Here is a 26,552-nt window from a genome sequence, read left to right on the forward strand (position 1 = left end):
TATTGAAATTCATTATAATGATTAAAAGATATATTCCATTTTTTCTGGCATTGGCCATAATGTCCTGTAAACAGCAGGGGAGTACATTGCCAGCCATTGCACCAGATATTATAACAGAGAAAACCCCGAACGATACTGATGATCCCGCTATTTGGATCAACCCAGAAGATGCATCAAAAAGTATTGTGTTCGGAACCGACAAAGAATCCAACGGAGGTGTTTACGCCTTTGACCTTGAAGGAAAGATCATTGAGGAGAAATCCATCAAAAACATTAAAAGACCAAATAATGTAGATTTGGAATATGGCTTTCAGCTCAACGATTCCGTGGCTGTTGATGTGATAGCTTTCACGGAAAGGGAAAAGCAACAGATCAGATTGTTCTCCGTGCCCGATATGAAACCACTCGATGGGGGAGGTTTTCCAGTATTTGAAGATGAGACCGATGTGGAACAACGTTTGGCCATGGGAATCAGTTTGTACAAATCCCCAAAGGATTCATCTGTATATGCCATTGTAAGCAGAAAAATTGGACCGAGCGGTTCTTACTTATATCAATATAAATTTGAATCGGACAGTACAGGGGTTGCCGCCAATTTGGTTCGTAAGTTCGGAAGTTTTACCGGGGGCAAGGAAATAGAAGCTATTGCCGTGGACAACGAAATGGGCTACGTGTACTATTCCGATGAAGGGGAATGCATTAAAAAATATTATGCCGAACCAAGCATGGGCGATGAGGAATTGGCCTGCTTTGGTGGTGAATTGTTTCAAGAAGATATAGAAGGTATTGCCATTGCCAGATATCCGAATGGAGAAGGTTACATTATTGTATCGGACCAACAACGCGGACAGTTCAATATTTTTTCCAGAAAGGACAATAGTTTTATAAAGGCGGTAAATCTATCGACTCTGGAGACGGATGGTTGCGATGTAGTCACTGTACCCTTGAACAAGACCTTTGCCAATGGTCTTTTCGTGGCCATGAACGACGAAAAGAACTTCTATTTTTATGATTTGAACAAAGCACTGGACTTGCAGTAAGTCTAGAATGTAAGCTTTCGTTTTCGAGCGGTGATTTGCCAAGTATCTACTTTTTTATCGTTCTCGATTACCGAAACTTCATCATGTAGGTTTATAGTGGGGCAAATATGGTAGGGAATTCCATAAAGGACATCACCAACCTTGTATTTGTCCCATTGTTTTACTTTGATCACGCCATGTTCTTCACTTTGTGAAATAAGTTCGTAACCGTCAAGGTTTAGAAATTTGACCCTTTTATCGATTGGGTTTTCCGCAGCAACCGATTTATGTCCAAGGTCAACCGTGATAATGCCATCGGTAGGTTTGGAAATGATCCTTGTTACCAAAAGTGCAGCAGGTTTAAATTGCTGCTCCGTTAACTTTTCACCATAGCCCCAGTCCCAAAGTACGCAAGTGCCTGGACTGGTTATCCTTTTTTCTTGTAGTGCATGAGATGTAAAGGATGGCGTGCCACCACAAATCAATTCCGCTGCAGGATAATCTATCCTTAAGGCACCCAAATAAGTTTCTACATCTTTCACCCCCGACTCTATTTGTTGTTTACGGGTTTCAAAATCAACATCCCTTAAATGGCCATCATAGGCGTGTAAACCTTTCAAGGAAAGCGATTTACATATTTTTAAATAGGCAATGAGCTCATCTAGGCCGGGACCTATTTCTATACCCGATCTATTCATCCCATTGTTTACATCAATATATATATCTGCAATAATACCCTGCTCTAAAGCTTTTTGGTTCAGTAGCTCCGCACTTTCCACATTATCCACAATGGTGGAAAGTCGGGTATTTGGAAAATGCTTCACCAAACTTAGGAACCGATCAACTTTTGGGCCTACCAATTGGTGTGCTATCAAAATGGATTTCGCTCCTGCTGCAGCTGCAATTTCAGCTTCGGAAATAGTAGACGCCTTAAATCTGGTGATACCGGAAGAAAGTAAATATTCCATCACTTTTGGCATTTTATTGGTTTTAATGTGGGGCATTAAACGTTCGGTCTCACCATGGACCAAAGAAAGCATTTCTTGGACGTTATGTTTTAAATGTTCCATGTAGAGCACAATGGAAGGAGAATCTACTGTTTCAATATTTTGGATGGTAAACCAATGGTTTTTCATGTGAAAATTTTTTCGTGGAATAAAGGTAACAATCGAAAAGGGATAGTGCACAAATTTGTCAATCTCAATTCCTAGGTTGGCAACAAAGGAGCCATGAGTTAAATTCTTTTCGTAGCTTTAATAGCACTAACTATAAATCTTTATATCATGAAAAAAGCAATTATTTCTTCTTTGTTGGCCTGCTCTATTTTGTTTACCAGCTGTTTAGGTTCTTTTAGCGCTTTCAATAGTTTGAAGGATTGGAACCAAGGTCTAACAAACAGTAGGTTCTTGGACAACCTTATTTTCTGGGGGTTGAACATTGTTCCTGTGTACGGGCTGTTTTTCTTGGGGGATACCATTATCTTCAACGTAATTGAATTCTGGTCAGGATCCAATCCTATTGCGATGAAAGATGGAGAATCAGAAACACAAATGGTAGAGCACGATGGCAATACCTTTGAGATGATCGCGACCAAGAACAGAATGCAGGTGACCGTTGTGGAAGGGCCTAAAAAAGGCAAGAAGATTGATTTGGTGTACAAGCCAGATGAAAAATCTTGGAATGCAGTACGTCCGAATGGAGAAACCATTAAACTTTCTTCTTTTGAGGAAGGGTTCTATATTGTTTATATGCCAAGCGGAGAAGAAGTGAAAATCGACCCAATGAGCACTAAGGAAGAAGGATTGGCCTTGTTGCAAGAAAGCAAGAGTTGCTACTATGGCGAAGCTTTGTTGGCCGATTAATAAGAATATCATAAAAACAATAAACCCATGGTGCAAGCCATGGGTTTATTGCTTTAAAACATTTCTGTTTTTAATATCTGTAGTACTCAGGCTTGAATGGACCTTCAACCTGTACACCGATATAATCAGCTTGTTCTTGGTTCAGCTCCGTTAACTCGACGCCTAAACGGGACAAGTGCAGCTTAGCTACTTTTTCATCCAAATGCTTCGGAAGCATATACACTTCGTTGGCATATTTATCACTGTGTTTCCAAAGTTCTATCTGGGCCAAAGTTTGGTTTGTAAAGGAGTTGCTCATCACAAAACTTGGATGTCCTGTGGCGCAACCAAGATTCACCAACCTACCCTCTGCCAAAATCACTACGTCCTTGCCATCAATAGTATATTTGTCAACTTGTGGCTTAATTTCATCCTTCGTGTCGCCATAGTTTCCATTCAACCAAGCCATATCTATTTCATTGTCAAAATGCCCAATGTTACAAACAATGGCTTTGTCCTTCAAGGCTCTAAAATGCTCCTCACGGATAATGTCCTTATTTCCTGTAGTGGTAATTACAATATCTGCATTGGGCACAACGGTTTCCAATTTTTTCACTTCAAAACCGTCCATACAGGCCTGTAGTGCACAAATCGGGTCAATTTCCGTTACAGTAACAATAGCACCGGCTCCACGGAAGGATGCTGCGGTACCTTTTCCTACATCGCCATAACCTGCAACGACCACGCGTTTGCCGGCCAACATGGTATCCGTGGCCCTGCGAATGGCATCCACGGCACTTTCGCGACATCCATATTTATTATCGAACTTGGATTTGGTCACAGAATCGTTCACATTGATTGCTGGCATTGGGAGTGTTCCCTTCTTCATTCTTTCATATAAGCGGTGAACCCCAGTAGTAGTTTCTTCCGAAAGCCCTTTAACGCCTCCGGCCAACTCCGGATACTGGTCCAAAACCATATTGGTAAGGTCACCTCCATCGTCCAAGATCATGTTCAATGGCTGTCTGTCCTCTCCAAAAAATAAGGTTTGCTCAATACACCAATCAAATTCCTCTTCGGTCATTCCTTTCCATGCGTATACTGGAATGCCAGCTGCTGCTATTGCTGCCGCGGCATGATCTTGAGTGGAGAAAATATTACAAGAACTCCAGGTTACTTCTGCACCAAGTGCCACCAAGGTTTCAATTAATACGGCTGTCTGGATAGTCATGTGAAGACAACCTGCAATTCTTGCCCCTTTTAAAGGTTGTTGACTGCCATATTCTTCACGCAATGCCATAAGACCAGGCATTTCTGCTTCGGCAAGCTCAATTTCTTTCCTTCCCCAATCTGCAAGAGAGATATCTTTCACTTTATAAGGAACATACGGAATTGTCTTTGTGCTCATACTTTTTATAAATTTACTTTTGTAGCTTCGCTTAAATAGTGCACAAAGATACGAATTCACATAACTTTTGTTGATGCCCATTTACAAAACAATAACAGTTTCCCCGACCACTTCGGTTTATATCTGGAAAGTGACAGAACCAGAAGACGAACTTTCTAAGGATGTGGAGCTTACGCAGCATTGTCAAAACCGAATGGACGGTATGAAATCTGAAGATCATCGACGGGCATTTTTGAGTATTCGGCACTTATTGGCTAAGGCAGGTTATGTGGACCACGATCTGTATTATGATGATTTTGGAAAACCACATCTTAAAGATGGAAAATACATTTCCATAACCCATTCCCATAACTTTACGGGCATTATAGTTAGCGAGAGCGATGAGGTGGGTATCGATATAGAAATGCAACGGGATAAAATTTTGAGGATCGCACATAAATTTACACCGATCCAAGAGTACAAGACCTTGGCCAACACGGAGGCATTAATGCGAAAGTTGACCATAGTTTGGGGAGCCAAAGAATCCCTTTATAAAATTTATGCCCAGCAAGGATTAAGTTTTCTACGCCATATTAATGTGATCGACTTTTCTTTTGAAGATACCAGAACAGTAGCCGAAATACTGTACAAAGGAAAAAAGTCGCATTACGAAATCGAATTTTTGGAGTTTGAAGGTTTTACCTGCGTGTATGCCCTAAAAATGATGGGAGGATGATGAATCCTTTTTGTAGTTTTACGTCCTAAATCCACAATCTTCATGAAAATATCCGTTGAGCTTACCTTGTCCCCCCTTCAGGATGATTTTGAAGCACCGATCATTGCCTTTATAAAAAAGCTGCGAAATTCTGGACTTACTGTTTTGGAAAACCCGCTGAGCACCCAAGTGTTTGGGGATTACGATACGGTGATGGCGCTGCTCAACACCGAGATCAAGGAAAGTTTTGAGAATTTGGACCATGTTGTGCTGACCATGAAAGTGGTAAAATCCGACAGAAGCGAGTATGAACCCCATTTTTGATTTTTTCCTTGGCCCTTACGAGGACCGAGAACTATCCCTGATCATCCTTGAGGCCACAGCTTTTTTCTTTGGAATTGCTAGTGTTGTCTATGCCAAAAAGGAGGATATATTGGTTTATCCAACAGGCCTGGTCGCTACGGTGATAACCACATATATTTTTCTGGTAGACCACCTGTACGGGGATATGATGATGAACTTTTACTATTCCATTATGAGTATTTATGGTTGGTGGAACTGGGCTCGACGTAAGGATAATAGAGAACTTGTGGTGAACATAACCAGGACCAGTTCCAAGGAGAAATGGGTAGGTATTGGATTTTTTCTTCTGACCATGTTGGTTACTTATGGGGTATATAAAGCATTTGGTGCCGAAATAGGCCCCACCAATTATGTGGATATATTTACTTCCGGTGTGTTTTTCACCGCAATGTGGTATATGGCCAACAAAAAATTGGAAAACTGGACCCTTTGGATATTGGGTGATTTAATAACCGTACCTTTGTACGCCTATAGGGGATGGGGAATGTTCTCTTTACAGTACCTCATCTTTACAGTTCTAGCGATACAGGGATATCTAGCATGGAAGAAAAACTTGGCCAAGAGCCCACAAACCTCATAAAAGTGGTCCTTTTTGGACCGGAATCCACAGGCAAGACAACATTGTCCAAGCAACTGGCAGAACACTACGAAACAGAATGGGTGCCAGAATATGCCAGGGAATACCTCCAAGACAAATGGGATAGGGAACATAAGACCTGTGAACCCCACGATTTGGTTCCCATCGCCTATGGCCAGATGGATTTGGAGAACAAATTGGCAAAAAAAGCGAACAAAGTACTTATATGTGATACCGACCTTTTGGAAACAAAAGTCTATTCAGAAGCTTATTACAATAGTACCTGTGACCCCCTTTTGGAAAAATACGCGTTAAAAAACACATACGACCTCTATTTTTTAACCTATATAGATACCCCATGGGTGGCAGATGATCTTAGGGACAAACCCGACGAAAGAGAACGAATGTTTGCGTATTTCAAAGAAGCATTGGAGAAAAATAACAGGAAATTCATTAATTTAAGGGGAAATAAAGCGTCAAGGCTTTCCATAGCAATAGAACACATAGATAAACTTCTCCAAAAACATGATAGCATTAAGTCCTAAAGACTTGGAACAACTGGATTCCAAAGGAATTTCCAAAGAAAAAGTAGAAAATCAAATACAAACATTTAAAGAGGGCATCCCTTTTGTGCAATTGTCGCAAGCTGCGGTGGTTGGCAATGGTATTTTACGGTTCTCCGAAAAGGAACAACAAGATTTGCTTCAATATTTTGAAGACCACAGAAAGCACTTGGATCTTTTAAAATTTGTGCCTGCTTCCGGTGCTGCATCGCGAATGTTCAAAGCCATGTTCAATTTTTTGGACAGTTACGATCCATCAAAGGAAAAGTTGTCCGAATATTTGGAACGCACGGGCGATTCCGATGCCAAAAAGTTTACGGAAAACCTTTCAGACCTTCCTTTTTATGAATTGATCATGTCGCGAATCGATGGTAAAGCCTCAAACAAGGATGGGGAAGCCTATCTTTTTGTGCAGGAGATGTTATTGGAAAGCGGACTTAATTACGGATTTTTTCCAAAAGGCCTTTTGCCCTTTCATAAATATAGCTCGGGCACTGCGACCCCATTCGAAGAACATTTAAAAGAAGCCGCACTCTATGCCAAAACTATGGGGAGGGCCAATCTTCATTTTACGGTTTCCGAACAGCATGATGCGATGTTCGCCGATGAAGAAGCATTGGTGGCACCAAAGATCTCTGAGCGCACCGATACCGATTTTACTATTTCATATTCCAATCAAAAACCATCTACGGATACCATAGCTGTGGACATGGACAACAAGCCTTTCAAAAACAGCGATGGGTCTATTTTGTTCCGCCCCGGAGGACATGGTGCATTGATCGAGAATCTGAACGATCAGGATGCCGATATCATATTCATTAAAAACATTGATAATGTGGTGGTCGATAAAAATTTGGAGACCGTGTCCAATAGTAAAAAAATGTTGGCCGGTGTATTAAAGAAAGTACAGGATAAGGCATTTGCTTATGCAGAACTTTTGGACAAAGAAGGCGTTTCCATTGAAAAAGCGGATGAAATAAAGTCATTTTTGGAAACAAACCTTAATGTAAGAATGCCTGTCAATTATGATGGATTGAGCGTGGGAGAGCAGAATGCAATTTTAAAGGAAAAGATTGACCGGCCTATCAGAGTTTGTGGAATGGTAAAGAATGAGGGCGAGCCAGGTGGAGGTCCATTTTGGATAAAAGATAGTGATGGTAACATCTCACTTCAAATTATAGAGTCCGCTCAAATTGATATGGATGATAAGGAACAAGCGGCCATCCTACAAAACGCAACGCACTTTAATCCAGTTGATTTGGTGTGCGGGGTTCGAAACCATAAAGGTGAAAAGTTCAATTTATTGGAGTATGTTGACCCTAAACAAGGCTTTATCACAGGTAAAACAAAAGAAGGAAAAGAGCTGAAAGCACTCGAATTGCCAGGTCTGTGGAACGGTGCCATGGCTTTTTGGAACACAATTTTTGTAGAAGTGCCCTTGGTGACCTTTAACCCGGTAAAAACAGTGAACGATTTATTGAAGCCGACACATCAGGCATAGAAAATAAACATTTAAAGATGGGACCCGCTTCATAAAAGTTGCGGGTTTTTTTATGGCCGATTATGACCTATAAACAAAAGGTGTGTCTTAAAGATATATTCGAAAATGTTTTCGATGACATGATTAAATTTTAATAATCCTTGCGGGTTGTTTCAACTAGGTTGGTTGATTTGGTAAGAGGCCGCGCTTTTTGTGCGGCTTTCTTTTCATAGTGCTCGGAAACGTTAGGCAACAACGTAAATATGTTATATAAAATAGTCCTGTTCTTTAATCTGATTTCATTGGCCTTGGCCTTGTACATATTAATATCGTACTTGAAAAACAGAAATAATGATAAGGACATCAAAAAGCAGGATGATGCTATCTAAACACTATCCATGTATTGTCCATAATGCCAATCTGTACCATGGTCTTTTTTCCTTGTGACCATTAATTGGCAATTAAGAAAGGCTGCTTCGGCGGCCTTTCCTTTTTAGGCGAGTGTATTCCTTGGTCCTTCAGTTTTTGAAAATTTTGTTATGATAACCGGACACTACATCTTACATTTGTGGCATCTCAAAGGGGTGCTTTTTTAAAAAAGGCTGAGATTATACCCAATGAACCTGGGCGGGTAATGCTGCCAAGGGAATGCGCAAGCCGCATCTTGGAATTTCTATGTTTCTTTAGAAACAACAATCAATTATTAACAAAGAATAACAGCCCCTTTTATTCGTAACATTTTTACGAATGAAAACTTTATTCACAACATTGGCCCTTTTAGGGCTGGCACTTTCCGTAAGTGCCCAAGAAGAACAAATCGATTCCCTAGAAGGGAAAAAGGTAGTCTTGGACGAAGTATTGGTCCAAGCCGTAAGGGTTACCAAAGAATTTCCCATTACATTTTCGGATTTGGACAAAGTTGAACTTGCTCCACGTAATTTAGGGCAGGATGTACCCATATTAATGAACTTTATGCCTGCAGTGGTCACCACTTCGGATGCAGGTGCAGGTATTGGGTACACAAGTATTCGGGTTCGTGGTAGCGATGCCACCCGCGTTAATGTGACCATTAATGGAATTCCGTATAACGATGCGGAATCCCAAGGGACCTTTTGGGTGAACATGCCCGATTTTGCCTCTTCTACACAAAGTTTACAATTACAGCGTGGAGTTGGGACATCAACGAACGGAGCCGGTGCTTTTGGCGCTAGTTTGAATATGCTTACGGATGCTTTTTCAGAGGAGGCCTATGCTAGAATTTCGTCTTCCGTAGGTAGTTTTAATACCCTTCGGAACAATGTGAAGTTCAGTACTGGACTGCTAAACGATTATTTTGAGTTCTCTGGCCGACTATCAAGGGTCACCTCTGATGGTTATGTAGACAGGGCCGCTTCGGAATTGGATGGTTATTTTCTTCAAGGGGTCTATAATGATGAAAGTACCCTGGTCAAGGCTTTGCTGTTCGGTGGGCATGAGGTTACTTATCAAGCTTGGAACGGAATTACTGCTGAACAATTGGAAAATGACCGCACCTACAATTCTGCCGGAGCTTATACTGATAGTAATGGGAATGCTCAATTTTATGATAATGAGGTGGATGATTACAAGCAAGATCATTTCCAATTGCACTGGTACGAAACCTGGAATTCCGCTTGGAACACCCATTTAGCGGTGCACTATACCCGTGGTAGGGGCTTTTTTGAACAATATAGGGACGATGATGATTTCGCTACCTACGGGTTGGAGCCTATAACGGTAAATGGTGATTTGGTGGAAACTACCGATTTGATTCGCCGCCGATGGTTGGACAATGACTTTTATGGGACCATTTTTTCCGCAACCTACAGTAACGATAATTTGGAGCTCATCATGGGTGGTGGCTATAACGAATACAAAGGAGACCACTTTGGTGAGATTATTTGGGCCGAGTATGCAGGCAATACCGAAATACGGGATAGATATTACGATGATACATCTACCAAAACAGATTTCAATGTTTATACCAAAGCCAATTATAAATTGACAGATCAATGGTCCCTGTTCGGAGACCTACAATACCGAGGTGTTACATATAAGGCCAATGGGGACGATACAGGATTAGTGGACGATTCGTTCAATTTTTTCAATCCCAAAGCGGGTATAACATTCGATTTAAACAGAAACAATAATTTCTATTTCTCCTATGCCAGGGCCAATCGGGAGCCCAACCGTAATGACTATGAAAGTGGAAGTCCTAAACCAGAAAAACTCAACGATTTTGAACTGGGATGGCGATATGTCTCACCGAGCTTTCAGTTGAATACCAATGTGTACTATATGAGATATAAAGACCAATTGGTGCTAACAGGAGAATTGAACGATGTAGGTGCACCGCTTAGGTCCAACGTGGGCGATAGCTACCGCATGGGTCTGGAAATAGATGCGAATGTAAGCATATCCAAATCTTTTCGATGGAGTCCAAACCTAGCGCTGAGCGATAACCGCAATATTGATTTCTTTTTTGAAAGGGACGGAGAGCTTCAAAACCTGGGGGACACCCATATTGCCTATTCTCCACAATTGATTGCCGGTAATATTATATCATATATGCCACGTGAAGGCTTTCAAGTATCGCTATTGTCTAAGTTTGTGGGTAAGCAGTATATGGGTAATATCGATGCTGAGTCTTCTGTTTTGGATAGTTACACGCAGACGGATTTCAATGTGCAGTACACCATAAATACGAATACATTTATCAAAAGTATTGTGCTTTCAGGTTTGGTAAACAACATTTTTGATGCGGACATTGTTTCCAACGGGTATTTTTACACCTACGATGACAATTGGTCCAGTCCTGGAGCGGTAACCACTATTGAAGGAGCTGGATTCTACCCCCAAGCAGGAATTAACTTCTTGTTGGGTGCAACAATCAATTTTTAGGTAGTTGAAGCTATAAAGTGTCCGTATAAGCAGTACTTCAAAAAGGGTATTGCAACGATAACTTTGGGTAGACCAAATTATTTTAAACGGGATTCTGTATTTTAACACAATGACAGAGTCCCGTTTTCAATTTTCCGAGGAGCAGCCCCTTAGATGGGGAGTAATAGGTTGTGGCAGCGTAGCGGAAAAAAAGAGTGTGCCAGCGTATAAGGGTACCTCTGGATTTCAGGTGGAAATGGTGATGCGACGCAATGCCGAAAAGGCCAAGGATTATGCCCAAAGGCACGGTATTCCCAAATGGACCACGAATGCCGATGAGGTTATCAACAACCCCGATATTGATGCCGTCTACATAGCCACCCCGCCAGATACCCATAAGTTTTATGCATTGCAAGTGGCCGAGGCGGGCAAGCCATGCTGTGTGGAAAAGCCAATGGCGCCCAGCTATAAGGAAAGTCTAGCCATTTATAATGCATTCCAAAAAATTAATGTTCCACTTTTTATAGCCTATTATAGACGTTCGCTACCTCGTTTTTTGCAAATCAAACAATGGTTGGATGATGGAACCATTGGAAAGCTACGTCACATACATTGGCAAAAGACAAAGGCGCCAAATGAAATTGATTTGGCCAAGAAATACAATTGGCGCACCGATACGAATATTGCCAAAGGTGGTTATTTTGATGACTTGGCCAGTCATGGATTGGACCTTTTCAACTTTCTTTTAGGTGATATTGTTGAGGTGAATGGGATGGCAACCAATCAATTGGGGTTGTATTCCGCTTTTGATGCAGTTACGGCCAGTTGGATGCACGAAGGAGGCATAACCGGAACGGGTACTTGGAATTTTGGCTCATATCACCGAACGGACAAGGTAGAAATATTAGGTTCCGAAGGCAGCATTCGCTTTGCGGTTTTGGATGAGGCCCCCATTGAAATGGAAAATGCGTCCGGCCATCAAATTTTGGAAATACCCCACCCCGAACATATTCAGGAGTATCATGTTAACAACATTAAAAACCACCTGTTGGGAAATGGTGAACACCCTTCATCAGGAGAAACAGGTCTGCACACCAGCTGGGTAATGGATAAAATCTTAAACGGTCACTGATCAGTTGGAGATTATTACGGTATTTCCGCTTTGAGCAGCACTATAAAAGAGGAGGTCGTAATATCTATTCCCATCATCTGGCCGGTCCAGTAATTGTCCAGTAAACAGGCTATAGGTGTATCCATCACAACTACAAACAACATTTTGCCCATCGATTGTCATTGTAGAGCATTCATTGGGTGAATGGTTGGGGCAACTTGCTTCGAACGCATAAAAGGTGTTAAGACTTGATTTTATTACAAAAGCACCTCTTGTTCCTACGCCACTATTGCCTACATATACCGGATTTCCAATATTGTTGAGGTCGTTGTAAAGGGGCAGATTCAAATTGAGCTCGAACCGAAAACGAACTTCTTGCAGGTATGGATTTCTATTGGTTGTATCCGTGCTACAGGCTAAAATTAGCGCAAAAACAACAAGGGCCCAGAAGTGTTTCATAGTGGATAGTTTCAGTTCATTACAAGAGCAAAGTTGAACAAAAATTCTATATATTTGCGTTAAATCCTCGCAAAAACCATGCAGGTCATGGATACCGTTGAGGATTTTTTGTATTTGTAGAGGAAGAGTACGTTGGGGAAATTTTTTCATTTTCTTCAATGCCTCTTTGCATTAAAAATTAACGATATGAGCAAAGTTTCATACTATACGCCCGAAGGATTAAAGAAATTAAGGGACGAACTGAATCACTTAAAGGATGTGGAGCGCCCTAAAGCATCTCAGGCCATTGCAGAGGCAAGGGACAAAGGAGATCTTTCCGAAAATGCGGAATATGATGCAGCAAAGGAAGCACAGGGTCTTTTGGAAATGAAGATTTCTAAAATGGAAGAGACCTTGGCCAATGCCCGTTTAATAGACGAATCGCAATTGGATACATCCAAAATTTTGGTGCTTTCCACAGTTAAGTTAAAGAACCAGGCCAATGGCATGGAAATGAAGTATACCTTGGTGGCAGAGAGCGAGGCAGACCTTAAGACGGGTAAAATTTCCGTTACGTCCCCAATTGGTAAAGGATTGTTGGGAAAAGAGGTTGGCGATGTAGCTGAGATCAAGGTGCCGAACGGTACTCTAAAATTTGAAATTTTAGAGATTACAAGAGAGTAGCAGTAATTAAAATGGTTATATTTAATCCCGTCCTAGTACGGGATTTTTTATTTTAAAATAAATCAGAATGGCCAGTATATTTACTAAGATCATCAATGGGAACATTCCTTCCTATAAAATTGCGGAGGACGAAGATAATTTTGCTTTTTTGGACATTAACCCTAACGCAAAAGGACATACCCTTTGTGTGCCCAAAAAAGAGGTAGACAAGATTATGGACCTGGACGAGGAATCTTATATGAAACTAATGGCCTTCTCCAGAAAAGTTGCATTGGCCATTGAAAAGGCCGTTCCCTGTAAACGCGTAGGGATGTCCGTAATTGGTTTGGAAGTACCACATGTTCACGTGCATCTTATTCCTCTTCAAAGTATGGCGAATGCCACCTTCCAACATAAAGAAAGCTTGACCGCTGAGGAATTCGAAGCGGTTGCGGAAGCCATTAAGTCCAAACTTTAACTTTCCAGATACAGGTATATGCCGCCAGCTACGAGGCATAACATCAAAATCAGGATAATAAAAAACAGCATGGTGAACCGCACTGCTGGTCTGTCCGGTTTAACCAGTTTGTTGTAGTATTCAAAAACGCGCTCTATGTCCGGGGTCCAGTTTACCGGATAAATGATCGAATTACATTTTTTGCATTTGATCTCATTGGTTACAACGCCGGTAGTTCTGTGGTAAAGGGCATTGTACGTGTGTTTTTGATAAAAAGTAATCTTAAGTTCCTGATTAAAACATTCGGGGCAATTGTTGGTGATATCAGCTTCTTGTATTACGAGTTGTTTTTCCTTGGCCATAATTCAAATTTAAAGTGCTCGTAGGGAAATCTGCATGATAGTTCCTTCTTTACTTGACGAAAATACTTTAATTTTTCCTTTATGGTACTCTTCTACAATTCTTTTTACCAACGAAAGCCCTAAGCCCCAGCCCCTTTGTTTGGAAGTCACCCCTGGGTTAAATATGTTCTGAAAATCACTTTTAGGGATACCGTGGCCGGTGTCGGACACCAATATGTTGATGTTTTGGCCTTTTTTCTCGATTTGGATGGCGATATTTCCTTTTCCTTTCATGGCATCGATACCATTTTTCACCAAATTTTCGATACTCCAGTTGTACAATGGTGGATTCATTAATACTATGGCTTCATCTACATTGGAACTAAAAGAAAAGTGCACCAATTTGGAACTACGTTGCTTAAGGTATTCGTACGCTTTTTTGGTCTCTGCCACTATATCATGTTCCCGTAATTCGGGGATGGAACCAATTTTGGAGAATCGTTCTGTAATGGTCTCCAATCTGTTGATGTCCTTTGCGATTTCCTTGGTTACTTCCGGGCTTATGTTCTCCGCTTTCAGCAGTTCGTTCCATCCTAATAAAGATGTGAGCGGGGTCCCTATTTGATGCGCGGTTTCTTTGGCCATTCCGGCCCAAAGTTTGTTCTGTTCCGATGCCTTATTGGTCCTAAAGAAAAAGAAGATCACCGCTCCAAACAAAAATATGATCAAAAGGAGGGCCAACGGGTAATATTTCAATTTGTTCAATACTTCAGAGTTGCCATAATACAGCGTTTCCAATAACTCCTCCTCCTGAATTATTTGTATGGGCTCATTTTCATTTTGGAATTGGGCTATTTTTTTTTGAATGTAAACACTGTCGGTTATTTTGTCTTCTGGAATATTATGGGTCTTATAAGACCCTTCTTCATTTACCAATATCATCGGGGTGGATGTGTTGTTTCCCAGCACTTTAAGGGTCAGGTTTCCCAACTCTTGATCAACAGAGGATTGGATGAGCTCTAACTGGGCGGTGGCCCATATTTCCATTTTTAGTCGTTCCTCCTCCTTAAATTTTTTGAAAAAGCTATTAGTGTTCCATAAGATTAGACTCACAATGACGAATGCCGAGATCAGCATGATGATATTGGAAGTTTTCCGTTTGGTGCTAAAGTTCATTGTTGGTCAAATTCTATTTAAAGATAGGTAAATGGAAAACATGTTGATAGTTAGTTGAAATAACGGCTGCCTTTGGAATTCATTTTATGTACTTTTGAGTTTTCAACAAAAATTAACATTGCATGGAAGTTCAGGGAAGAATCAAAATGATCGATGAGACCAAAACATATGGCAACAACGGTTTCAGAAAAAGAGAGGTGGTCGTAACTACAGAAGAGCAATATCCACAACATATTTTGGTAGAATTTGTACAGGATAAGTGTGATCTGCTAAATAGTTACAGTGTTGGGCAAATGGTAAAGATCAGTATTAATCTTAGAGGTAGGGAATGGGTAAACCCCCAAGGTGAGACCAAATATTTCAATTCTATCCAAGGATGGAGGATCGAGAACCTTCAGTCCGAACCAGCTGGTGACAATATGCCTCCCGTGCCACCAATGGAAGCTTTTGAACCTGCCGACGATTACAACGAAGAAGATCACGACGACCTTCCTTTTTAAAGGACAGATTGTTTCACAAAATAGTTTTGATAATCCGGACCTTGGGTCCGGATTTTCTTGTTTTAGGGCCGATTTGTATTTTTAGAAAAAATTGACTTTGGAAAATACTCCCTTACATTTTCTGAGCCAAAGGTTGGAGTTTCCGCCTGTTGAGACTGCAAGCGAAGATGGTCTTCTTGCTGTTGGTGGCGACCTATCTCCAGAGCGGTTGTTGTTGGCCTATAAAAATGGCATATTTCCTTGGTTCAATGATGATTCATTGATATTGTGGTGGACCCCCGACCCTAGGATGGTACTTTTTCCTAATAAAATAAGAGTGTCTAAAAGTATGCGCAAAGTGATTCGTGATGGTGTGTTTACCCTAACTCAAAATACATGTTTTGAACAGGTAATGGACTACTGTGCCCAAATTGAGCGCAAGGGCCAAGATGGTACCTGGATTACTCCCGAAATGAAAAATGCCTACATCAATCTATATAAAAAAGGACATGCCAAATCTTACGAAGTTTGGGAAAACGGAGACTTAGTGGGAGGTCTGTACGGGGTGGACCTAGGACATGTATTCTGTGGAGAGAGCATGTTTAGCCTGCGGGCAAATGCCTCAAAATTTGCATTTATAAAAATGGCTCAGGAACTTGGCGAAAAGGGTTACCGAATCATAGATTGCCAGGTACATACCAATCATTTGGAAAGTTTGGGCGCAGAGTTGATTCCCCGAAAGGATTTTATAAAAATCCTACAGGGACAATTGCGCGCTGGTGAGTAAAAAAAGAATGTTCTGAGGAAAGTTGGAGGTGAAATATTCCATTCGATATTCAATACCCATCTGAAACTTGAATCCACCATACAATTGCCAGCCTATTTGTCCGGATAAGCGGGTATCGTATTGTGGGACGTTTTGTTTGGCAACACTCAAAAGATTTTCGATGCTCCCTACAAAATAAGGCTCACCAGGATCCAATTTTTCACCCATAAGTGGAAAGTCCATAGCAAATCGGTATCGAAACCTGTGGGTAGTCAAAGATTTGGTTATCCGTTGCTCGGTCCGGAATCTATGTCCATATCGAACTGCGAAGGGTTTGTTGGTAAAATTATACTGTTGAGTGATACGAAGTTCATTTTCCCTATTCTCAAAATTGTTTCTGAACCTATATTGAATTCCTAATGCAATACTTTGATTGTCCCTGATTTTTAGTTGTGAAAAATGGGCAACATCCAACTGTCTTCCTTTTAAAGTGAATTCCTCATCGGCAAAAATGTAGTTTCTGTTAGCTATGGAAAAGTTGTGGGAGTAAGATCCGGCAACATGGTAATTTATTGCAAATTGTGGTTGCCAGTACCCTGTTAGGTTTTCTTGACCTTGTACCAAGGCCATTGACAGGAATAATAGTAAAATAAAAAGCCACTTAGTAGAGGACATGGTCATAACTTGGTGGAAAAGATTTTCGGATTCGAATCAACTGCCCCTCTGAATCGAAGAGGGCTTCATATTCTTGAAAGCCATTACTTTCTTTGGCCGAAAAAACCAATTCATAGTTTAATTCGGGCAAAATCAAGTTTTGAAAGGCATTGTGCAGGGTTTTATCTGTAGGCTGTCCTTTGCGAACAGGATATTGTTGCTGTATTTTTTTTACTCTGTACTTTGAGTGATTTTCATCCAAGTAAAACGTTATGGTCTCCCACGTTTCATTCGGGATGTCCCTTTCCTTTATTTTGAACTCCACATCTTCCAGCAGACCTTTTTCATCGAATTCAACGCTGTAATGCAACCGACCTTTTTTAAACTTTACCTCGTAGCTTTTTTTGGTACTGTCCGTTTCCTGATAAAACCGAACTCGTTTGGCATCTTCCAAATAATCTTTGATCAAAAGATAGGAAGTGTTGGGAAAATCATCTTTGTCAATTCTCGACTCCCTTTCATATTTGTTTTGTGCGGAAGCGATTTGAGCAGTTCCTACCAATAAATAAAGGATATACTTAAACTTCATGGTATCTAAAACAATTTATTTCGTGATCGTTAACCATGCCGGTGGCTTGCATATGGGCATAGATTACCGTGCTGCCAACAAACTTGAAGCCACGTTTTTTCAAGTCCTTGCTTATGGCATCCGATAATTCGGTGGTAGCAGGAGCATCTTTATAGTTTTCCCATTCGTTTTTTATGGGTTCGTTGTTCACAAAGCCCCAAATGTAAGCGCTGAAACTACCAAACTCTTTTTGCACTTCCATAAACGCTTTTGCGTTGGAAATTGTAGCGTTCACTTTTAGTTTATTTCGGATGATTCCTGGATTTTGTAAGAGGTCATCAACTTTGTTTTGATCGTAGTCTGCTATCTTTTTATAGTCGAAATGGTCGAATGCCTTTCTGAAATTTTCACGTTTTCTTAATACTGTGATCCAACTTAAACCGGCCTGAAAGGTCTCCAATATGAGGAATTCGAACAAGGTTTCATCATCTTTAACAGGAACGCCCCATTCCGCGTCATGATAGGCCTCGTAAAGGGTGTCGCCCACGCACCAACCACATCTCTTTTTATCCATTGCTGTTCGTTTTTATCAAAAATAGGTGAAAATAAGAAATCGTTAACTGCAAGTTAAAGTGCTTTATTTTAATAGTAATGCTATTATTTTTGCGAGACTTTGTTTTAAAATTGGGATAGAATGGACATTTTACTGCAATCCGTAAAACTAGAAATGGATGAGAACCTCTACGTTAAGGACCCTGAATCTTCGGATTTGGGACGGAAAATCGTAGAACAAAGTATTTTGTTGATCGACGAAATTGGATTTGAATCCTTTACCTTTAAAAAATTGGGGGTTAAAATCCATTCCAACGAAAGCTCGATCTATAGATATTTTGAGAACAAACATAAACTGTTGCTTTATTTGGCTTCTTGGTATTGGGGCTGGGTGGAATACAAAATGGTTTTTTCCACCAACGCAATTTCCGATCCCGTAGAAAAATTAACGGCAGCATTGGAGGTACTGACCCAAACGGTGGAGGAAGATTCTTCTTTTTCCCATATTAACGAAGTGGTACTCAACAAAATCATCATCAACGAATATTCCAAGTCGTACTTGGTTAAGGAAATAAGTCATGATGGTGCCGAAGGGAGCTTTATAATCTGTAAAAGATTGGTTGCGAGGTTGAGTAAAATGATTTCAGCTGTGGATGCTGATTATAAGTTTCCAACTAGCTTGGCGAGCAATGTTCTGGAGGGATCCCTTCATCAGAATTTTTTAAAGACACATTTCCCAACCCTTACAAACTGTAGTGAAGAAGTAACACCTACGGCTTTTTTTACGGATCTTATTTTCCGCACACTAAATCAAAAAGTAAATGGCTAAAAAAATACTCTCTGCTTGGCAGCGGCTCACAGGTCTGCTTTCCTTGGACAAAAAGGACATTCTACAAATATTTTACTACGCAATTTTTGCGGGACTCGTTAACCTTTCCCTTCCTTTGGGAATTCAGGCCATAATCAACCTGATACAAGGCGCAAGGGTGAGTACCTCTTGGATTGTTCTAGTGGTTCTGGTGACCTTGGGTGTCGCTTTTGTAGGGGTTCTACAGCTCATGCAGATACGGATTATTGAGAATTTACAGCAAAAGATCTTTACCCGGTCGTCTTTTGAGTTTGCCTACCGATTTCCAAAAATTAAAATGAGCGAGCTCCGCTATTATTATCCACCGGAACTCGCCAACCGTTTTTTTGATACGCTGACAGTTCAAAAATCACTTTCCAAAATATTGATAGACTTTCCGGCGGCATTGTTACAGATCGTATTCGGGTTATTGTTGCTTTCGTTCTATCACCCGTTTTTCATTATTTATGGATTATTGCTGCTATTGCTTATTTACATTGTTTTCAAGTTCACGGCACAAAGGGGGTTGGACACGAGTTTGGAAGAGTCCAAAATCAAGTATAAAGTGGCACATTGGGTCCAGGAAATTGCACGTTCGATCGTGAGTTTTAAACTTTCTGGAAAAACATCCCATGCATTGGAAAAGAACGACACTTTGGTGGATGATTATCTGGAAGCCAGGGAAAGTCACTTTAGGGTACTTGTGCTGCAATTTATCCAAATGATCGGTTTTAAGGTTTTGGTCACTGCTGGATTGCTCCTTATCGGGGGGCTCTTGGTATTGGAGCAGCAAATGAACATTGGACAGTTCGTGGCAGCGGAAATCATTATTTTATTGGTGATTAGCTCTGTGGAAAAATTGATCCTGGGCCTTGAAACTTTTTATGACCTGCTGACATCCTTGGAAAAAATGGGTCAGGTGGTTGACAAGGAATTAGAACCGCAACATGGAGAAACACCTTTTAAGGATGGAGAGGGAATGACCATTGAGTTGGAAGATGTGGTGTATAAAGTGCCGGGGCTGGATAAAAAAGTATTGGACCATTTGTCATTGACAATTAAGCCGGATACGAAATTATTGATTCAAGGGAAGAGTGGATCGGGAAGGTCGACCCTCTTGCGTATGATTGCCGGTATTTTGGAGCCAGATGAGGGGAAAATCTATGTGAACAACGTAGCGCTCAAAGGCATAAAATTAAGCCAGTATCGCTCGTATCTTGGGCACGCCCTTACTGAAGAATATCCATTTGAGGGAACCCTCTTGGACAATATCACATTTGGCAATAAGGATATTCCAATGGAAGACGTGTATTGGGCACTGGAAAAGGTTAGCCTTTCGCAATTTGTCAAGGAACAGCCACAAGGTCTTAAGACCATTTTATATCCGGAAGGAAAAAAGATCCCTGATTTTATATCCAGAAAAATTGTTTTGGCCAGAAGCATAGTAACAAGACCGAAACTTATGGTTCTAAAAGATCCCCTAGAGCAGTACGACGAGGAGGAAACTGAAAGAATGATGGATTTCTTGACGGATTCATCCAACGGTTGGGCGCTGGTAGTTGTAAGTGAAAACCCAAAATGGGCCACTCGCTGCAACCAGACCATCAGAATGGAAAAAGGTAGATTGATCAACGTAAAATAAAGTTCATGCTGAATATTTCTTCAAATAACAAATTGAATGAAAAGGTAGACCTGACCGGTTATGAGGCTGGGAAAAAGGTCTTTCACAAGAGGCACTATAAGCAGTTTAACCGCTTTTTGGCTTCCTTTTCCATCATAGTTCTTTTTATGATGTTCTTACCATGGACACAGAATATTTCAGGTAGGGGCTACCTTACCACCCTTACTCCCGACCAACGTCCGCAAACCATACAATCCCCCATTCCAGGAAGGATTGAAAAGTGGTTCGTTAGAGAAGGGGACTATGTGGAAAAAGGTGATACCATTTTACATATATCCGAGGTTAAGAGTGAATATTTTGACCCAAACCTTGTTGAGCGAACCGGACAGCAGATAAAGGCCAAGTCTATGTCCGTGACATCCTATCAAGAAAAGGTGAAAGCCTTGAACCAACAAATATCGGCGCTCAACCAAGAACTTGGTTTAAAATTGGAGCAGGCCAAGAACAAATTGATGCAGTCCAAACTAAAGGTAAAGAGCGATAGCATTGATTTGGAAGCCGCCAAAACCAATATAACCATAGCCCAACGACAGTACGACCGTACCGAAAAACTCCAAGAAGAAGGGTTGAAGGCAGTGACAGACCTAGAAGGTAAGCGACTAAAATTACAGGAGACGCAGGCCAAGCTTATAAGTCAAGAGAACAAATTATTGGCGAGCAAGAACGATGTAATCAATGCCCAGGTTGAGATAAACAGGGTTCAGGCAGAGTACACTGATAAGATATCCAAGGCAAGAAGTGACCTATATACGGCGCAATCAAACCAGTTTGACTCCGAAGCGCAGGTCACCAAATTGGAAAACCAGTACACCAATTATGAGATTAGGAGCAGTATGCTCTATATAAGGGCGCCACAAAGTGGCATCATAAACAAAGCCATTAAATCAGGTATCGGTGAAACTTTTAAGGAAGGTGCCCAATTGGTCGGAATAATGCCTTCTGAATACGATATTGCAGTAGAAACCTATGTGGATCCAATCGATCTTCCATTGATCCATTTGGATGAGAAAGTCCGAATCCAGTTCGATGGATGGCCAGCTATCGTGTTCAGTGGATGGCCGAATGTTTCCTACGGTACTTTTGGGGGCAAAGTGGTCGCCATTGAGACATTTATAAGTCCAAACGGGAAATACCGGGTGCTTCTTGCTCCGGATGAAGAAGAAGCTCCATGGCCCAAGGATATTCGAGTAGGTTCAGGTGCAAGCACAATGGCACTTTTGGAAGATGTTCCTATTTGGTACGAGCTATGGAGGCAACTAAATGGATTCCCACCCAATTATTATCAACCTCAAAACACAAGCGCAGATGCTACAAAGAAATAGAAGATTACTTTTATTTTGTACCCTCTTTTTCTTTTCCATAAGCTTCTTTTATGCCCAGCAAGATTCTCTCGTGCTCGGTTTTAAGGAGTATTTGGGCTATGTGAAAAAATATCACCCAATAGCCAAACAGGCCCAGTTGAATATAGCTATAGGTCAGGCTAATTTAATGAAAGCAAGGGGAGGGTTCGATCCCAAGGTAGAGGTGGATTACGATACAAAGGAGTTCTCCGGAACCGAATATTGGGACCGATTGAACGCCACCTTTAAGATTCCAACATGGTTCGGTATTGAACTCAAGGGCAATTTTCAGCAAAACGAAGGATATTACCTCAACCCTGATGAAACCTTGCCCGAAGACGGTCTGTACAGTGCAGGGGTCTCCATGTCCGTTTTACAAGGGTTTTGGATAAACGAGCGTATGGCAACCCTTAAAAAGGCTAAATTGTTCAGGGAGCAGACCAAAGCAGATCAAGACCTGCAAGTCAACCAAGTTCTCTACAATGCTTCACTGGCCTATTTTGATTGGTTGAAGGCTTATAGGGATGCAGAGGTGTACAAGGATTTCTTGGAAAATGCAGAAGTTAGGTTCCAAGGAATCAAGGAGAGTGCTTTGGCAGGCGATATTGCCATGATCGATACTGTAGAAGCAAAAATTGCTGTTAGGAACAGGGACTTGGGTTACCAGCAAGCTAAGGTCAAGTTGATGAAAAAATCATTGGAGCTCAGTAACTTTTTGTGGATCGAAGATGTGCCCGTAGAGCTTCAACCCGGTATTAGCCCTATTTTGGAGCCCGAGATGGATATCAATTCAACGTTGGAAATTGATGGTGTGCCCTTGGATAGTTTTAATCTGGAATCACATCCGAAACTTATGTCCCTAGATTATAAAATTGAAGGACTGGCCGTTGACAAAAGGCTTAAGGCCAATAAATTATTGCCAAAGCTTAAAGCGGAATATAATTTTGTTACGGAGACACCGGAATTAATGAATTCCTTTGTTACGGAGAATTATAAAGCTGGATTGAGCTTTCAGATGCCCATTTTTTTACGGAAAGAAAGGGGGGATTTAAAATTGGCCAAGTTTAAACTCAGGGATGCCGAATATGAGCGTGACAATGCACAGGTGGAAATTGAGAACAAGGTCATTGCCATTTATAACGAATTGGACTCTTTCAACGAACAAAACCAACTGATAACGGACATTGTAAAAGATTATACGACCATGTTGGAAGCCGAGGAAAGAAAGTTCAGTTTTGGGGAAAGTTCACTGTTCTTGATCAATTCACGGGAAAGTAAGCTTATTGATGCTTACCTAAAACAGAACGAAATGCAGAACAAATTTTTCTACACCAAGGCAATGCTGTTCAAGAGTTTGGCCATAAACCCGAAAAGCTTGTAAGGAATACGTTGTAAAAACAACCAATGACAAAAGTCACCCAATAGGTAGAATGCCGAGGGTATTTTTGCAAAAACATTTTTTATGGAAGTATTGGAAAGTAATAGATTGGAAATAGTTAAGGATTATATCTCAAAAGGAATGGAATATCCGAGATATCGTGAATTGGTTTCTCAATTGGCGAAAACGGGCAGAACAACCGGAAATCTGCAATCTGAAGCTATGATCAACTATACCAAACTTGGCGATCGTAGAATGGCTCGTTGGGACAAAACATTTAAAATTTCTGAAGATGACCAACAAAAGCTATCCCAATTAAAAGGGAATCTGGTGTTTTTGGCCCTGACCGAGAGCTGGTGTGGCGATGCGGCAGCTAGCCTACCAATTATCAATAAAATAGCGGAAGCAAACCCCAATATTGACTTTAAGGCTGTTTTGAGAGATGAAAGTCTCGATTTAATGGATGCATTTCTGACCAATGGAGCAAGGTCAATTCCCAAAGTGATAGTTTTTGATACCGACAATGATGAAATTGTAGGAGAGTGGGGTCCCAGGCCAAGCATAGCTACTCAAATGGTGGAGGATTGCAAAAGAGAACATGGTAAGCTCACCGATGAGTTTAAACAAGAACTTCAGGTCTGGTACAATAAAAACAAAGGTGAAAATATTCTAGAGGATATCTTGGAATTACTTGCTTTGGAATAGATAAGTGATCGTTCCAATTTGTGACGCCTTGGAATCTGGGCTAAAACGTGCTTTCAGGGCATAGGCAATCGCGTTGTCCACCAAACAACCGTTGTCGGTTCCAGAACTTTTATCATTAAAGTTGGCTTCCGTTACATAACCATTGTCATCCACGGAAATATTCACAACAACTTTTCCTCCTTCAATACAGGTATAAATCGGTGGGGGTAGGTAGTATGCGTTTCTGTCCACCAAAGAATAGGAAATGGAAGTTCGCCTATCTTTTAGGTAATCGGTAAACTCTTCTTTTTGGGCATCACGTTCCCCTAATTTTTCCTTTTTCTCATCACGTTGGGCTCGCAATTGTTTCAATTGCTCTTCAAAACCTGAGTTATCTGCATATTCTCCCGTCTCACTGCTTAAGGCCCTTTCTTCCATGAGCTCTTCCAATGTTTTTAAGGGTTCGGGGTTTCCCACACTTGGTTTTGCTGTTTGGTTTACGGCCATGTGGCTTTTAATGGGGTCATTGGCTGCCTGCATTTCTTCCAAGCGTTCTTCCTCCTCCTCAATAAGTTTTTCTATGTCCTCATCGGCCAGGCTCATTTCAATAACATACTCATCCTCTTTTATGCCTCCTAAGTGAATATTGAAAAGCAATAAAATCACTATGGACATAGAGAACAAAGTGATCAAAAGTGATAACTGGCTCTTATTTAAGTTCATGGTTCTACTATAACCGCTTTTTTGTAAAATTATTTTATCCCAACCCTCTAGGTTGAAGCGTTTACTTCAAGGTTTTCCTTGAAAACATTGGGGCTTGTAGCATTATTTACGTTGAAATCACCTATTTTGGTTCTTCTGAGCTTGGTAAGGTGGGCCCCAGAACCCAAAACTTGACCAAAATCGTGTGCCAAGGAACGGATGTAGGTCCCTTTACTACAAACCACCCTAAAATCCACTTCGGGAAGTTCGATTCTGGTAATTTCAAATTCCAAGATTTCTATTTTCCTCGATTTTATGTCCACTTGTTTCCCTTCCCGGGCAAGTTCATATAATCGCTTGCCATCCTTTTTTAAGGCTGAAAAAATAGGGGGCACTTGATCAATCTCTCCCAAGAATTGTTTCGTAGCTTCTTGAATTGATTGTGTTGTAATATGCTCTGTGGAAAAGGTCTCGTTCACTTCGGTCTCCAAATCGTAGGAAGGTGTAGTGGCTCCTAGTGTGAAGGTGCCCGTGTATTCTTTTACCTGTCCTTGAAGCTCTGGAATTTTTTTAGTGAACTTTCCCGTACAGATAATCAACAGACCTGTAGCCAAAGGGTCCAATGTTCCTGCATGACCGATTTTTATCTTTTTGAGACCAAATTTTTTACGAATGGCCCATTTCAAAGCATTCACTGCTTGGAAGGAGCTCCACTCCAGTGGTTTATCGATCAATAAGATTTGACCGTTTAAAAAATCTTCTTTGGTGTTCAAAAACTTGGGGTTTTGGGCAAATATACTGATCTATCCCCAAATGCTCCACGCGAGTGCGATAAGGCCCACAATCAAACAGTAAATCGCAAAATAAGTAAGCTTGCTTTGGCGTACCAGTTTGATCATCCAAGTACAGGCGGCAAGGCCGGCAATAAAAGCAGCTACAAATCCTGCTCCCATGGCTACAGCTTGGTCGCCATGAAAGGTAAGGTCTCCGCCCATCACATCTTTGGCAACTTTGCCCAAGATTAGGGGAACCACCATCAAAAAGGAAAAACGTGCCGATTTTGTCTTGTCAACTCCTAAAAGTACGGCAGCCGAAATAGTTGCCCCACTTCGGGAAATGCCGGGTAGAATAGCTACGGCCTGTGCCATTCCAATGGCAAAAGCACTTCGAAAGGATACATTTTTATCGGTGGTCTTGGCCAAATCTGCCAAATACAGCAAAAATGCCGTTATGACCAACATGATACCAACGATGACGATGGCACCATCAAAAAACACTTCGATAAAGTCATTCAAAAACAGTCCCACCAAAGCAGCAGGAATCATGGAAATGATAATTTTTAATGAAAACTGGGTTTCCTCGTTCCATTTAAATTGAAACAGGCCCTTCAATATCTCAAAAACATCTTTTCGGAAGACTACCAAAGTACTTAATGCAGTTGCAAAATGAAGTACTACGGTAAACAACAAACTTTCTTCGGGAACGGCCTGTGCTCCCAAAATAGCTTTTCCCAATTCTAAATGACCGCTGGAGGAAACAGGTAAAAATTCGGTCAATCCTTGAATGATTCCAAGGATGATAGCATCGATCAATTCCAATTATTCCTTGTTTTTCTTGTTAGGATTTAGCAATATGGCGTATACCTGAATCCCTAGACCGATAAGAATCAAGGTCGGTGCAAGGCGGATTCTTCTAAAATTGTATATCTCGGGATTGAATACTTCGGGGTCGTCGCTTCCACCACCGCTCATCAAAATAAATCCGAGGGCTATGAAGGCGATACCTATAAACAAGAAGAGATAGTTTTTCTTTTGGAAAACAAACTCCTTGGTAGGTTTTTGACCGTTGTTGTTTTTCTTGCTCATGCTGCAA

General features: G+C 41.1%; 31 protein-coding genes. 18 read left to right on the forward strand and 13 right to left on the reverse strand.

Translation table 11 applies throughout. The features are described from left to right. Positions 1 to 17 precede the first annotated feature (17 nt). Positions 18 to 1,040 (forward strand): phytase, encoded by a 1,023-nt coding sequence (locus PY091_RS08225; protein ID WP_275649225.1) that lies wholly within the window; start codon positions 18 to 20, stop codon positions 1,038 to 1,040. Between the two features lie 2 nt (positions 1,041 to 1,042). Here the strand turns inward: PY091_RS08225 and PY091_RS08230 are convergent, their stop codons facing one another. Next, the gene (locus PY091_RS08230) at positions 1,043 to 2,155 is read right to left on the reverse strand and encodes a D-TA family PLP-dependent enzyme (RefSeq protein ID WP_275649226.1); all 1,113 of its coding nucleotides are present in this window, start codon (positions 2,153 to 2,155) and stop codon (positions 1,043 to 1,045) included. A 147-nt stretch (positions 2,156 to 2,302) separates the two neighbouring features. Between PY091_RS08230 and PY091_RS08235 the strand changes: the two genes are divergently transcribed. Beyond that, entirely contained in the window at positions 2,303 to 2,881 is a 579-nt protein-coding gene (locus tag PY091_RS08235) for a DUF3332 domain-containing protein (protein ID WP_275649227.1), read from the forward strand. 70 nt (positions 2,882 to 2,951) lie between these two features. Here PY091_RS08235 and ahcY read toward each other — a convergent pair whose 3' ends face one another. Further along, positions 2,952 to 4,268 (reverse strand): adenosylhomocysteinase, encoded by a 1,317-nt coding sequence (gene ahcY, locus PY091_RS08240; protein WP_275649228.1) that lies wholly within the window; start codon positions 4,266 to 4,268, stop codon positions 2,952 to 2,954. 73 nt (positions 4,269 to 4,341) lie between these two features. Here ahcY and PY091_RS08245 point away from each other — a divergent pair, with 73 nt between their 5' ends. From PY091_RS08245 to PY091_RS08265, 5 genes are read left to right on the forward strand one after another with little or no spacing between them, the layout of a single operon-like run. Continuing rightward, entirely contained in the window at positions 4,342 to 4,983 is a 642-nt protein-coding gene (locus tag PY091_RS08245; protein ID WP_275649229.1) for a 4'-phosphopantetheinyl transferase family protein, read from the forward strand. Between the two features lie 42 nt (positions 4,984 to 5,025). Then, on the forward strand, positions 5,026 to 5,286 hold the full coding sequence (locus tag PY091_RS08250; RefSeq protein ID WP_275649230.1) for a YkoF family thiamine/hydroxymethylpyrimidine-binding protein: 261 nt from the start codon (positions 5,026 to 5,028) through the stop codon (positions 5,284 to 5,286). Further along, positions 5,270 to 5,905 carry a nicotinamide riboside transporter PnuC gene (gene pnuC, locus PY091_RS08255; RefSeq protein WP_275649231.1) on the forward strand — a complete coding sequence of 212 codons (636 nt, stop codon included), beginning with the start codon at positions 5,270 to 5,272 and terminating at the stop codon, positions 5,903 to 5,905. Before PY091_RS08250 ends, pnuC begins: the two co-directional genes overlap by 17 nt. After that, on the forward strand, positions 5,866 to 6,447 hold the full coding sequence (locus tag PY091_RS08260; protein WP_275649232.1) for an ATP-binding protein: 582 nt from the start codon (positions 5,866 to 5,868) through the stop codon (positions 6,445 to 6,447). Before pnuC ends, PY091_RS08260 begins: the two co-directional genes overlap by 40 nt. After that, positions 6,428 to 7,966 carry a DUF4301 family protein gene (locus PY091_RS08265; protein WP_275649233.1) on the forward strand — a complete coding sequence of 513 codons (1,539 nt, stop codon included), beginning with the start codon at positions 6,428 to 6,430 and terminating at the stop codon, positions 7,964 to 7,966. Before PY091_RS08260 ends, PY091_RS08265 begins: the two co-directional genes overlap by 20 nt. Before the next feature lie 130 nt (positions 7,967 to 8,096). On the opposite strand, the gene PY091_RS08270 is transcribed toward PY091_RS08265, so the two are convergent. Further along, positions 8,097 to 8,309: a hypothetical protein gene (locus PY091_RS08270; RefSeq protein WP_275649234.1), complete on the reverse strand. Its 213-nt coding sequence runs from the start codon at positions 8,307 to 8,309 to the stop codon at positions 8,097 to 8,099. Positions 8,310 to 8,692: 383 nt separating this feature from the next. Here PY091_RS08270 and PY091_RS08275 point away from each other — a divergent pair, with 383 nt between their 5' ends. Both PY091_RS08275 and PY091_RS08280 read left to right on the forward strand, forming a co-directional pair. Beyond that, a complete protein-coding gene (locus PY091_RS08275) occupies positions 8,693 to 10,864 on the forward strand; it encodes a TonB-dependent receptor (protein WP_275649235.1) in 2,172 nt (723 codons plus the stop codon). A 109-nt stretch (positions 10,865 to 10,973) separates the two neighbouring features. Next, complete coding sequence (locus PY091_RS08280; protein WP_275649236.1) at positions 10,974 to 11,975, forward strand: Gfo/Idh/MocA family protein; 1,002 nt, start codon at positions 10,974 to 10,976, stop codon at positions 11,973 to 11,975. Here the strand turns inward: PY091_RS08280 and PY091_RS08285 are convergent, their stop codons facing one another. Next, a complete protein-coding gene (locus PY091_RS08285) occupies positions 11,976 to 12,413 on the reverse strand; it encodes a Rieske (2Fe-2S) protein (protein ID WP_275649237.1) in 438 nt (145 codons plus the stop codon). A gap of 186 nt (positions 12,414 to 12,599) precedes the next feature. Between PY091_RS08285 and greA the strand changes: the two genes are divergently transcribed. Both greA and PY091_RS08295 read left to right on the forward strand, forming a co-directional pair. Next, positions 12,600 to 13,076, forward strand: a complete 477-nt coding sequence (greA, locus tag PY091_RS08290) for a transcription elongation factor GreA (protein WP_275614385.1) — start codon at positions 12,600 to 12,602, stop codon at positions 13,074 to 13,076. A 67-nt stretch (positions 13,077 to 13,143) separates the two neighbouring features. Beyond that, the gene (locus tag PY091_RS08295) at positions 13,144 to 13,533 is read left to right on the forward strand and encodes an HIT family protein (protein ID WP_275649238.1); all 390 of its coding nucleotides are present in this window, start codon (positions 13,144 to 13,146) and stop codon (positions 13,531 to 13,533) included. Here the strand turns inward: PY091_RS08295 and PY091_RS08300 are convergent. Next, positions 13,530 to 13,874 carry a hypothetical protein gene (locus PY091_RS08300; RefSeq protein WP_275649239.1) on the reverse strand — a complete coding sequence of 115 codons (345 nt, stop codon included), beginning with the start codon at positions 13,872 to 13,874 and terminating at the stop codon, positions 13,530 to 13,532. The genes PY091_RS08295 and PY091_RS08300 overlap by 4 nt on opposite strands. 9 nt (positions 13,875 to 13,883) lie before the next feature. Continuing rightward, positions 13,884 to 15,029: a sensor histidine kinase gene (locus PY091_RS08305; protein ID WP_275649240.1), complete on the reverse strand. Its 1,146-nt coding sequence runs from the start codon at positions 15,027 to 15,029 to the stop codon at positions 13,884 to 13,886. A 122-nt stretch (positions 15,030 to 15,151) separates the two neighbouring features. Between PY091_RS08305 and PY091_RS08310 the strand changes: the two genes are divergently transcribed. Together PY091_RS08310 and aat are read left to right on the forward strand one after the other, a co-directional pair. Continuing rightward, positions 15,152 to 15,529: a DUF3127 domain-containing protein gene (locus PY091_RS08310; protein ID WP_275649241.1), complete on the forward strand. Its 378-nt coding sequence runs from the start codon at positions 15,152 to 15,154 to the stop codon at positions 15,527 to 15,529. A 91-nt stretch (positions 15,530 to 15,620) separates the two neighbouring features. Next, the gene (aat, locus tag PY091_RS08315; protein WP_275649242.1) at positions 15,621 to 16,295 is read left to right on the forward strand and encodes a leucyl/phenylalanyl-tRNA--protein transferase; all 675 of its coding nucleotides are present in this window, start codon (positions 15,621 to 15,623) and stop codon (positions 16,293 to 16,295) included. Here aat and PY091_RS08320 read toward each other — a convergent pair. From PY091_RS08320 to PY091_RS08330, 3 genes are read right to left on the reverse strand one after another with little or no spacing between them, the layout of a single operon-like run. Continuing rightward, positions 16,266 to 16,904: a DUF2490 domain-containing protein gene (locus PY091_RS08320; RefSeq protein ID WP_275649243.1), complete on the reverse strand. Its 639-nt coding sequence runs from the start codon at positions 16,902 to 16,904 to the stop codon at positions 16,266 to 16,268. The genes aat and PY091_RS08320 overlap by 30 nt on opposite strands. A gap of 31 nt (positions 16,905 to 16,935) precedes the next feature. Then, a complete protein-coding gene (locus PY091_RS08325; protein ID WP_275649244.1) occupies positions 16,936 to 17,517 on the reverse strand; it encodes a hypothetical protein in 582 nt (193 codons plus the stop codon). Next, complete coding sequence (locus PY091_RS08330; RefSeq protein WP_275649245.1) at positions 17,507 to 18,070, reverse strand: DNA-3-methyladenine glycosylase I; 564 nt, start codon at positions 18,068 to 18,070, stop codon at positions 17,507 to 17,509. The genes PY091_RS08325 and PY091_RS08330 overlap by 11 nt, the downstream gene beginning before the upstream one ends. A gap of 120 nt (positions 18,071 to 18,190) precedes the next feature. On the opposite strand from PY091_RS08330, the gene PY091_RS08335 reads away from it, so the two are divergent. From PY091_RS08335 to PY091_RS08355, 5 genes are all read left to right on the forward strand, one after another. After that, a complete protein-coding gene (locus PY091_RS08335; protein WP_275649246.1) occupies positions 18,191 to 18,877 on the forward strand; it encodes a TetR/AcrR family transcriptional regulator in 687 nt (228 codons plus the stop codon). Next, positions 18,870 to 20,537, forward strand: a complete 1,668-nt coding sequence (locus tag PY091_RS08340) for a peptidase domain-containing ABC transporter (protein WP_275649247.1) — start codon at positions 18,870 to 18,872, stop codon at positions 20,535 to 20,537. Before PY091_RS08335 ends, PY091_RS08340 begins: the two co-directional genes overlap by 8 nt. A 5-nt stretch (positions 20,538 to 20,542) precedes the next feature. Next, a complete protein-coding gene (locus PY091_RS08345; protein WP_275649248.1) occupies positions 20,543 to 21,898 on the forward strand; it encodes an HlyD family secretion protein in 1,356 nt (451 codons plus the stop codon). Next, complete coding sequence (locus PY091_RS08350; protein WP_275649249.1) at positions 21,882 to 23,297, forward strand: TolC family protein; 1,416 nt, start codon at positions 21,882 to 21,884, stop codon at positions 23,295 to 23,297. The genes PY091_RS08345 and PY091_RS08350 overlap by 17 nt, the downstream gene beginning before the upstream one ends. A gap of 81 nt (positions 23,298 to 23,378) precedes the next feature. Beyond that, positions 23,379 to 23,999: a thioredoxin family protein gene (locus PY091_RS08355; protein WP_275649250.1), complete on the forward strand. Its 621-nt coding sequence runs from the start codon at positions 23,379 to 23,381 to the stop codon at positions 23,997 to 23,999. Here PY091_RS08355 and PY091_RS08360 read toward each other — a convergent pair. Genes PY091_RS08360 through PY091_RS08375 form a run of 4 tightly spaced genes read right to left on the reverse strand, consistent with a single transcriptional unit; the run spans position 23,982 to position 26,545 of the window. After that, positions 23,982 to 24,701, reverse strand: coding sequence for a hypothetical protein (locus PY091_RS08360; RefSeq protein ID WP_275649251.1), 720 nt, complete (start codon positions 24,699 to 24,701; stop codon positions 23,982 to 23,984). The genes PY091_RS08355 and PY091_RS08360 overlap by 18 nt on opposite strands. 47 nt (positions 24,702 to 24,748) lie before the next feature. Next, on the reverse strand, positions 24,749 to 25,453 hold the full coding sequence (gene truB / locus PY091_RS08365; protein WP_275649252.1) for a tRNA pseudouridine(55) synthase TruB: 705 nt from the start codon (positions 25,451 to 25,453) through the stop codon (positions 24,749 to 24,751). 30 nt (positions 25,454 to 25,483) lie between these two features. Next, positions 25,484 to 26,278 (reverse strand): undecaprenyl-diphosphate phosphatase, encoded by a 795-nt coding sequence (locus PY091_RS08370; RefSeq protein WP_275649253.1) that lies wholly within the window; start codon positions 26,276 to 26,278, stop codon positions 25,484 to 25,486. Further along, entirely contained in the window at positions 26,279 to 26,545 is a 267-nt protein-coding gene (locus PY091_RS08375) for a DUF3098 domain-containing protein (protein ID WP_224836246.1), read from the reverse strand. Positions 26,546 to 26,552 lie beyond the last annotated feature (7 nt).

It is taken from the genome of Flagellimonas okinawensis (assembly GCF_029194005.1).
Taxonomy (GTDB): domain Bacteria; phylum Bacteroidota; class Bacteroidia; order Flavobacteriales; family Flavobacteriaceae; genus Flagellimonas; species Flagellimonas okinawensis.

Coding starts and splice junctions, on each gene's coding strand:
- PY091_RS08225 (WP_275649225.1), top strand. CDS start 18: ATGATTAAAAGATATATTCCATTTTTTCTGGCATTGGCCATAATGTCC.
- PY091_RS08230 (WP_275649226.1), bottom strand. CDS start 2,155: ATGAAAAACCATTGGTTTACCATCCAAAATATTGAAACAGTAGATTCT.
- PY091_RS08235 (WP_275649227.1), top strand. CDS start 2,303: ATGAAAAAAGCAATTATTTCTTCTTTGTTGGCCTGCTCTATTTTGTTT.
- ahcY (WP_275649228.1), bottom strand. CDS start 4,268: ATGAGCACAAAGACAATTCCGTATGTTCCTTATAAAGTGAAAGATATC.
- PY091_RS08245 (WP_275649229.1), top strand. CDS start 4,342: ATGCCCATTTACAAAACAATAACAGTTTCCCCGACCACTTCGGTTTAT.
- PY091_RS08250 (WP_275649230.1), top strand. CDS start 5,026: ATGAAAATATCCGTTGAGCTTACCTTGTCCCCCCTTCAGGATGATTTT.
- pnuC (WP_275649231.1), top strand. CDS start 5,270: ATGAACCCCATTTTTGATTTTTTCCTTGGCCCTTACGAGGACCGAGAA.
- PY091_RS08260 (WP_275649232.1), top strand. CDS start 5,866: ATGGAAGAAAAACTTGGCCAAGAGCCCACAAACCTCATAAAAGTGGTC.
- PY091_RS08265 (WP_275649233.1), top strand. CDS start 6,428: ATGATAGCATTAAGTCCTAAAGACTTGGAACAACTGGATTCCAAAGGA.
- PY091_RS08270 (WP_275649234.1), bottom strand. CDS start 8,309: ATGTCCTTATCATTATTTCTGTTTTTCAAGTACGATATTAATATGTAC.
- PY091_RS08275 (WP_275649235.1), top strand. CDS start 8,693: ATGAAAACTTTATTCACAACATTGGCCCTTTTAGGGCTGGCACTTTCC.
- PY091_RS08280 (WP_275649236.1), top strand. CDS start 10,974: ATGACAGAGTCCCGTTTTCAATTTTCCGAGGAGCAGCCCCTTAGATGG.
- PY091_RS08285 (WP_275649237.1), bottom strand. CDS start 12,413: ATGAAACACTTCTGGGCCCTTGTTGTTTTTGCGCTAATTTTAGCCTGT.
- greA (WP_275614385.1), top strand. CDS start 12,600: ATGAGCAAAGTTTCATACTATACGCCCGAAGGATTAAAGAAATTAAGG.
- PY091_RS08295 (WP_275649238.1), top strand. CDS start 13,144: ATGGCCAGTATATTTACTAAGATCATCAATGGGAACATTCCTTCCTAT.
- PY091_RS08300 (WP_275649239.1), bottom strand. CDS start 13,874: ATGGCCAAGGAAAAACAACTCGTAATACAAGAAGCTGATATCACCAAC.
- PY091_RS08305 (WP_275649240.1), bottom strand. CDS start 15,029: ATGAACTTTAGCACCAAACGGAAAACTTCCAATATCATCATGCTGATC.
- PY091_RS08310 (WP_275649241.1), top strand. CDS start 15,152: ATGGAAGTTCAGGGAAGAATCAAAATGATCGATGAGACCAAAACATAT.
- PY091_RS08320 (WP_275649243.1), bottom strand. CDS start 16,904: ATGGCCTTGGTACAAGGTCAAGAAAACCTAACAGGGTACTGGCAACCA.
- PY091_RS08325 (WP_275649244.1), bottom strand. CDS start 17,517: ATGAAGTTTAAGTATATCCTTTATTTATTGGTAGGAACTGCTCAAATC.
- PY091_RS08330 (WP_275649245.1), bottom strand. CDS start 18,070: ATGGATAAAAAGAGATGTGGTTGGTGCGTGGGCGACACCCTTTACGAG.
- PY091_RS08335 (WP_275649246.1), top strand. CDS start 18,191: ATGGACATTTTACTGCAATCCGTAAAACTAGAAATGGATGAGAACCTC.
- PY091_RS08340 (WP_275649247.1), top strand. CDS start 18,870: ATGGCTAAAAAAATACTCTCTGCTTGGCAGCGGCTCACAGGTCTGCTT.
- PY091_RS08345 (WP_275649248.1), top strand. CDS start 20,543: ATGCTGAATATTTCTTCAAATAACAAATTGAATGAAAAGGTAGACCTG.
- PY091_RS08350 (WP_275649249.1), top strand. CDS start 21,882: ATGCTACAAAGAAATAGAAGATTACTTTTATTTTGTACCCTCTTTTTC.
- PY091_RS08355 (WP_275649250.1), top strand. CDS start 23,379: ATGGAAGTATTGGAAAGTAATAGATTGGAAATAGTTAAGGATTATATC.
- PY091_RS08360 (WP_275649251.1), bottom strand. CDS start 24,701: ATGAACTTAAATAAGAGCCAGTTATCACTTTTGATCACTTTGTTCTCT.
- PY091_RS08375 (WP_224836246.1), bottom strand. CDS start 26,545: ATGAGCAAGAAAAACAACAACGGTCAAAAACCTACCAAGGAGTTTGTT.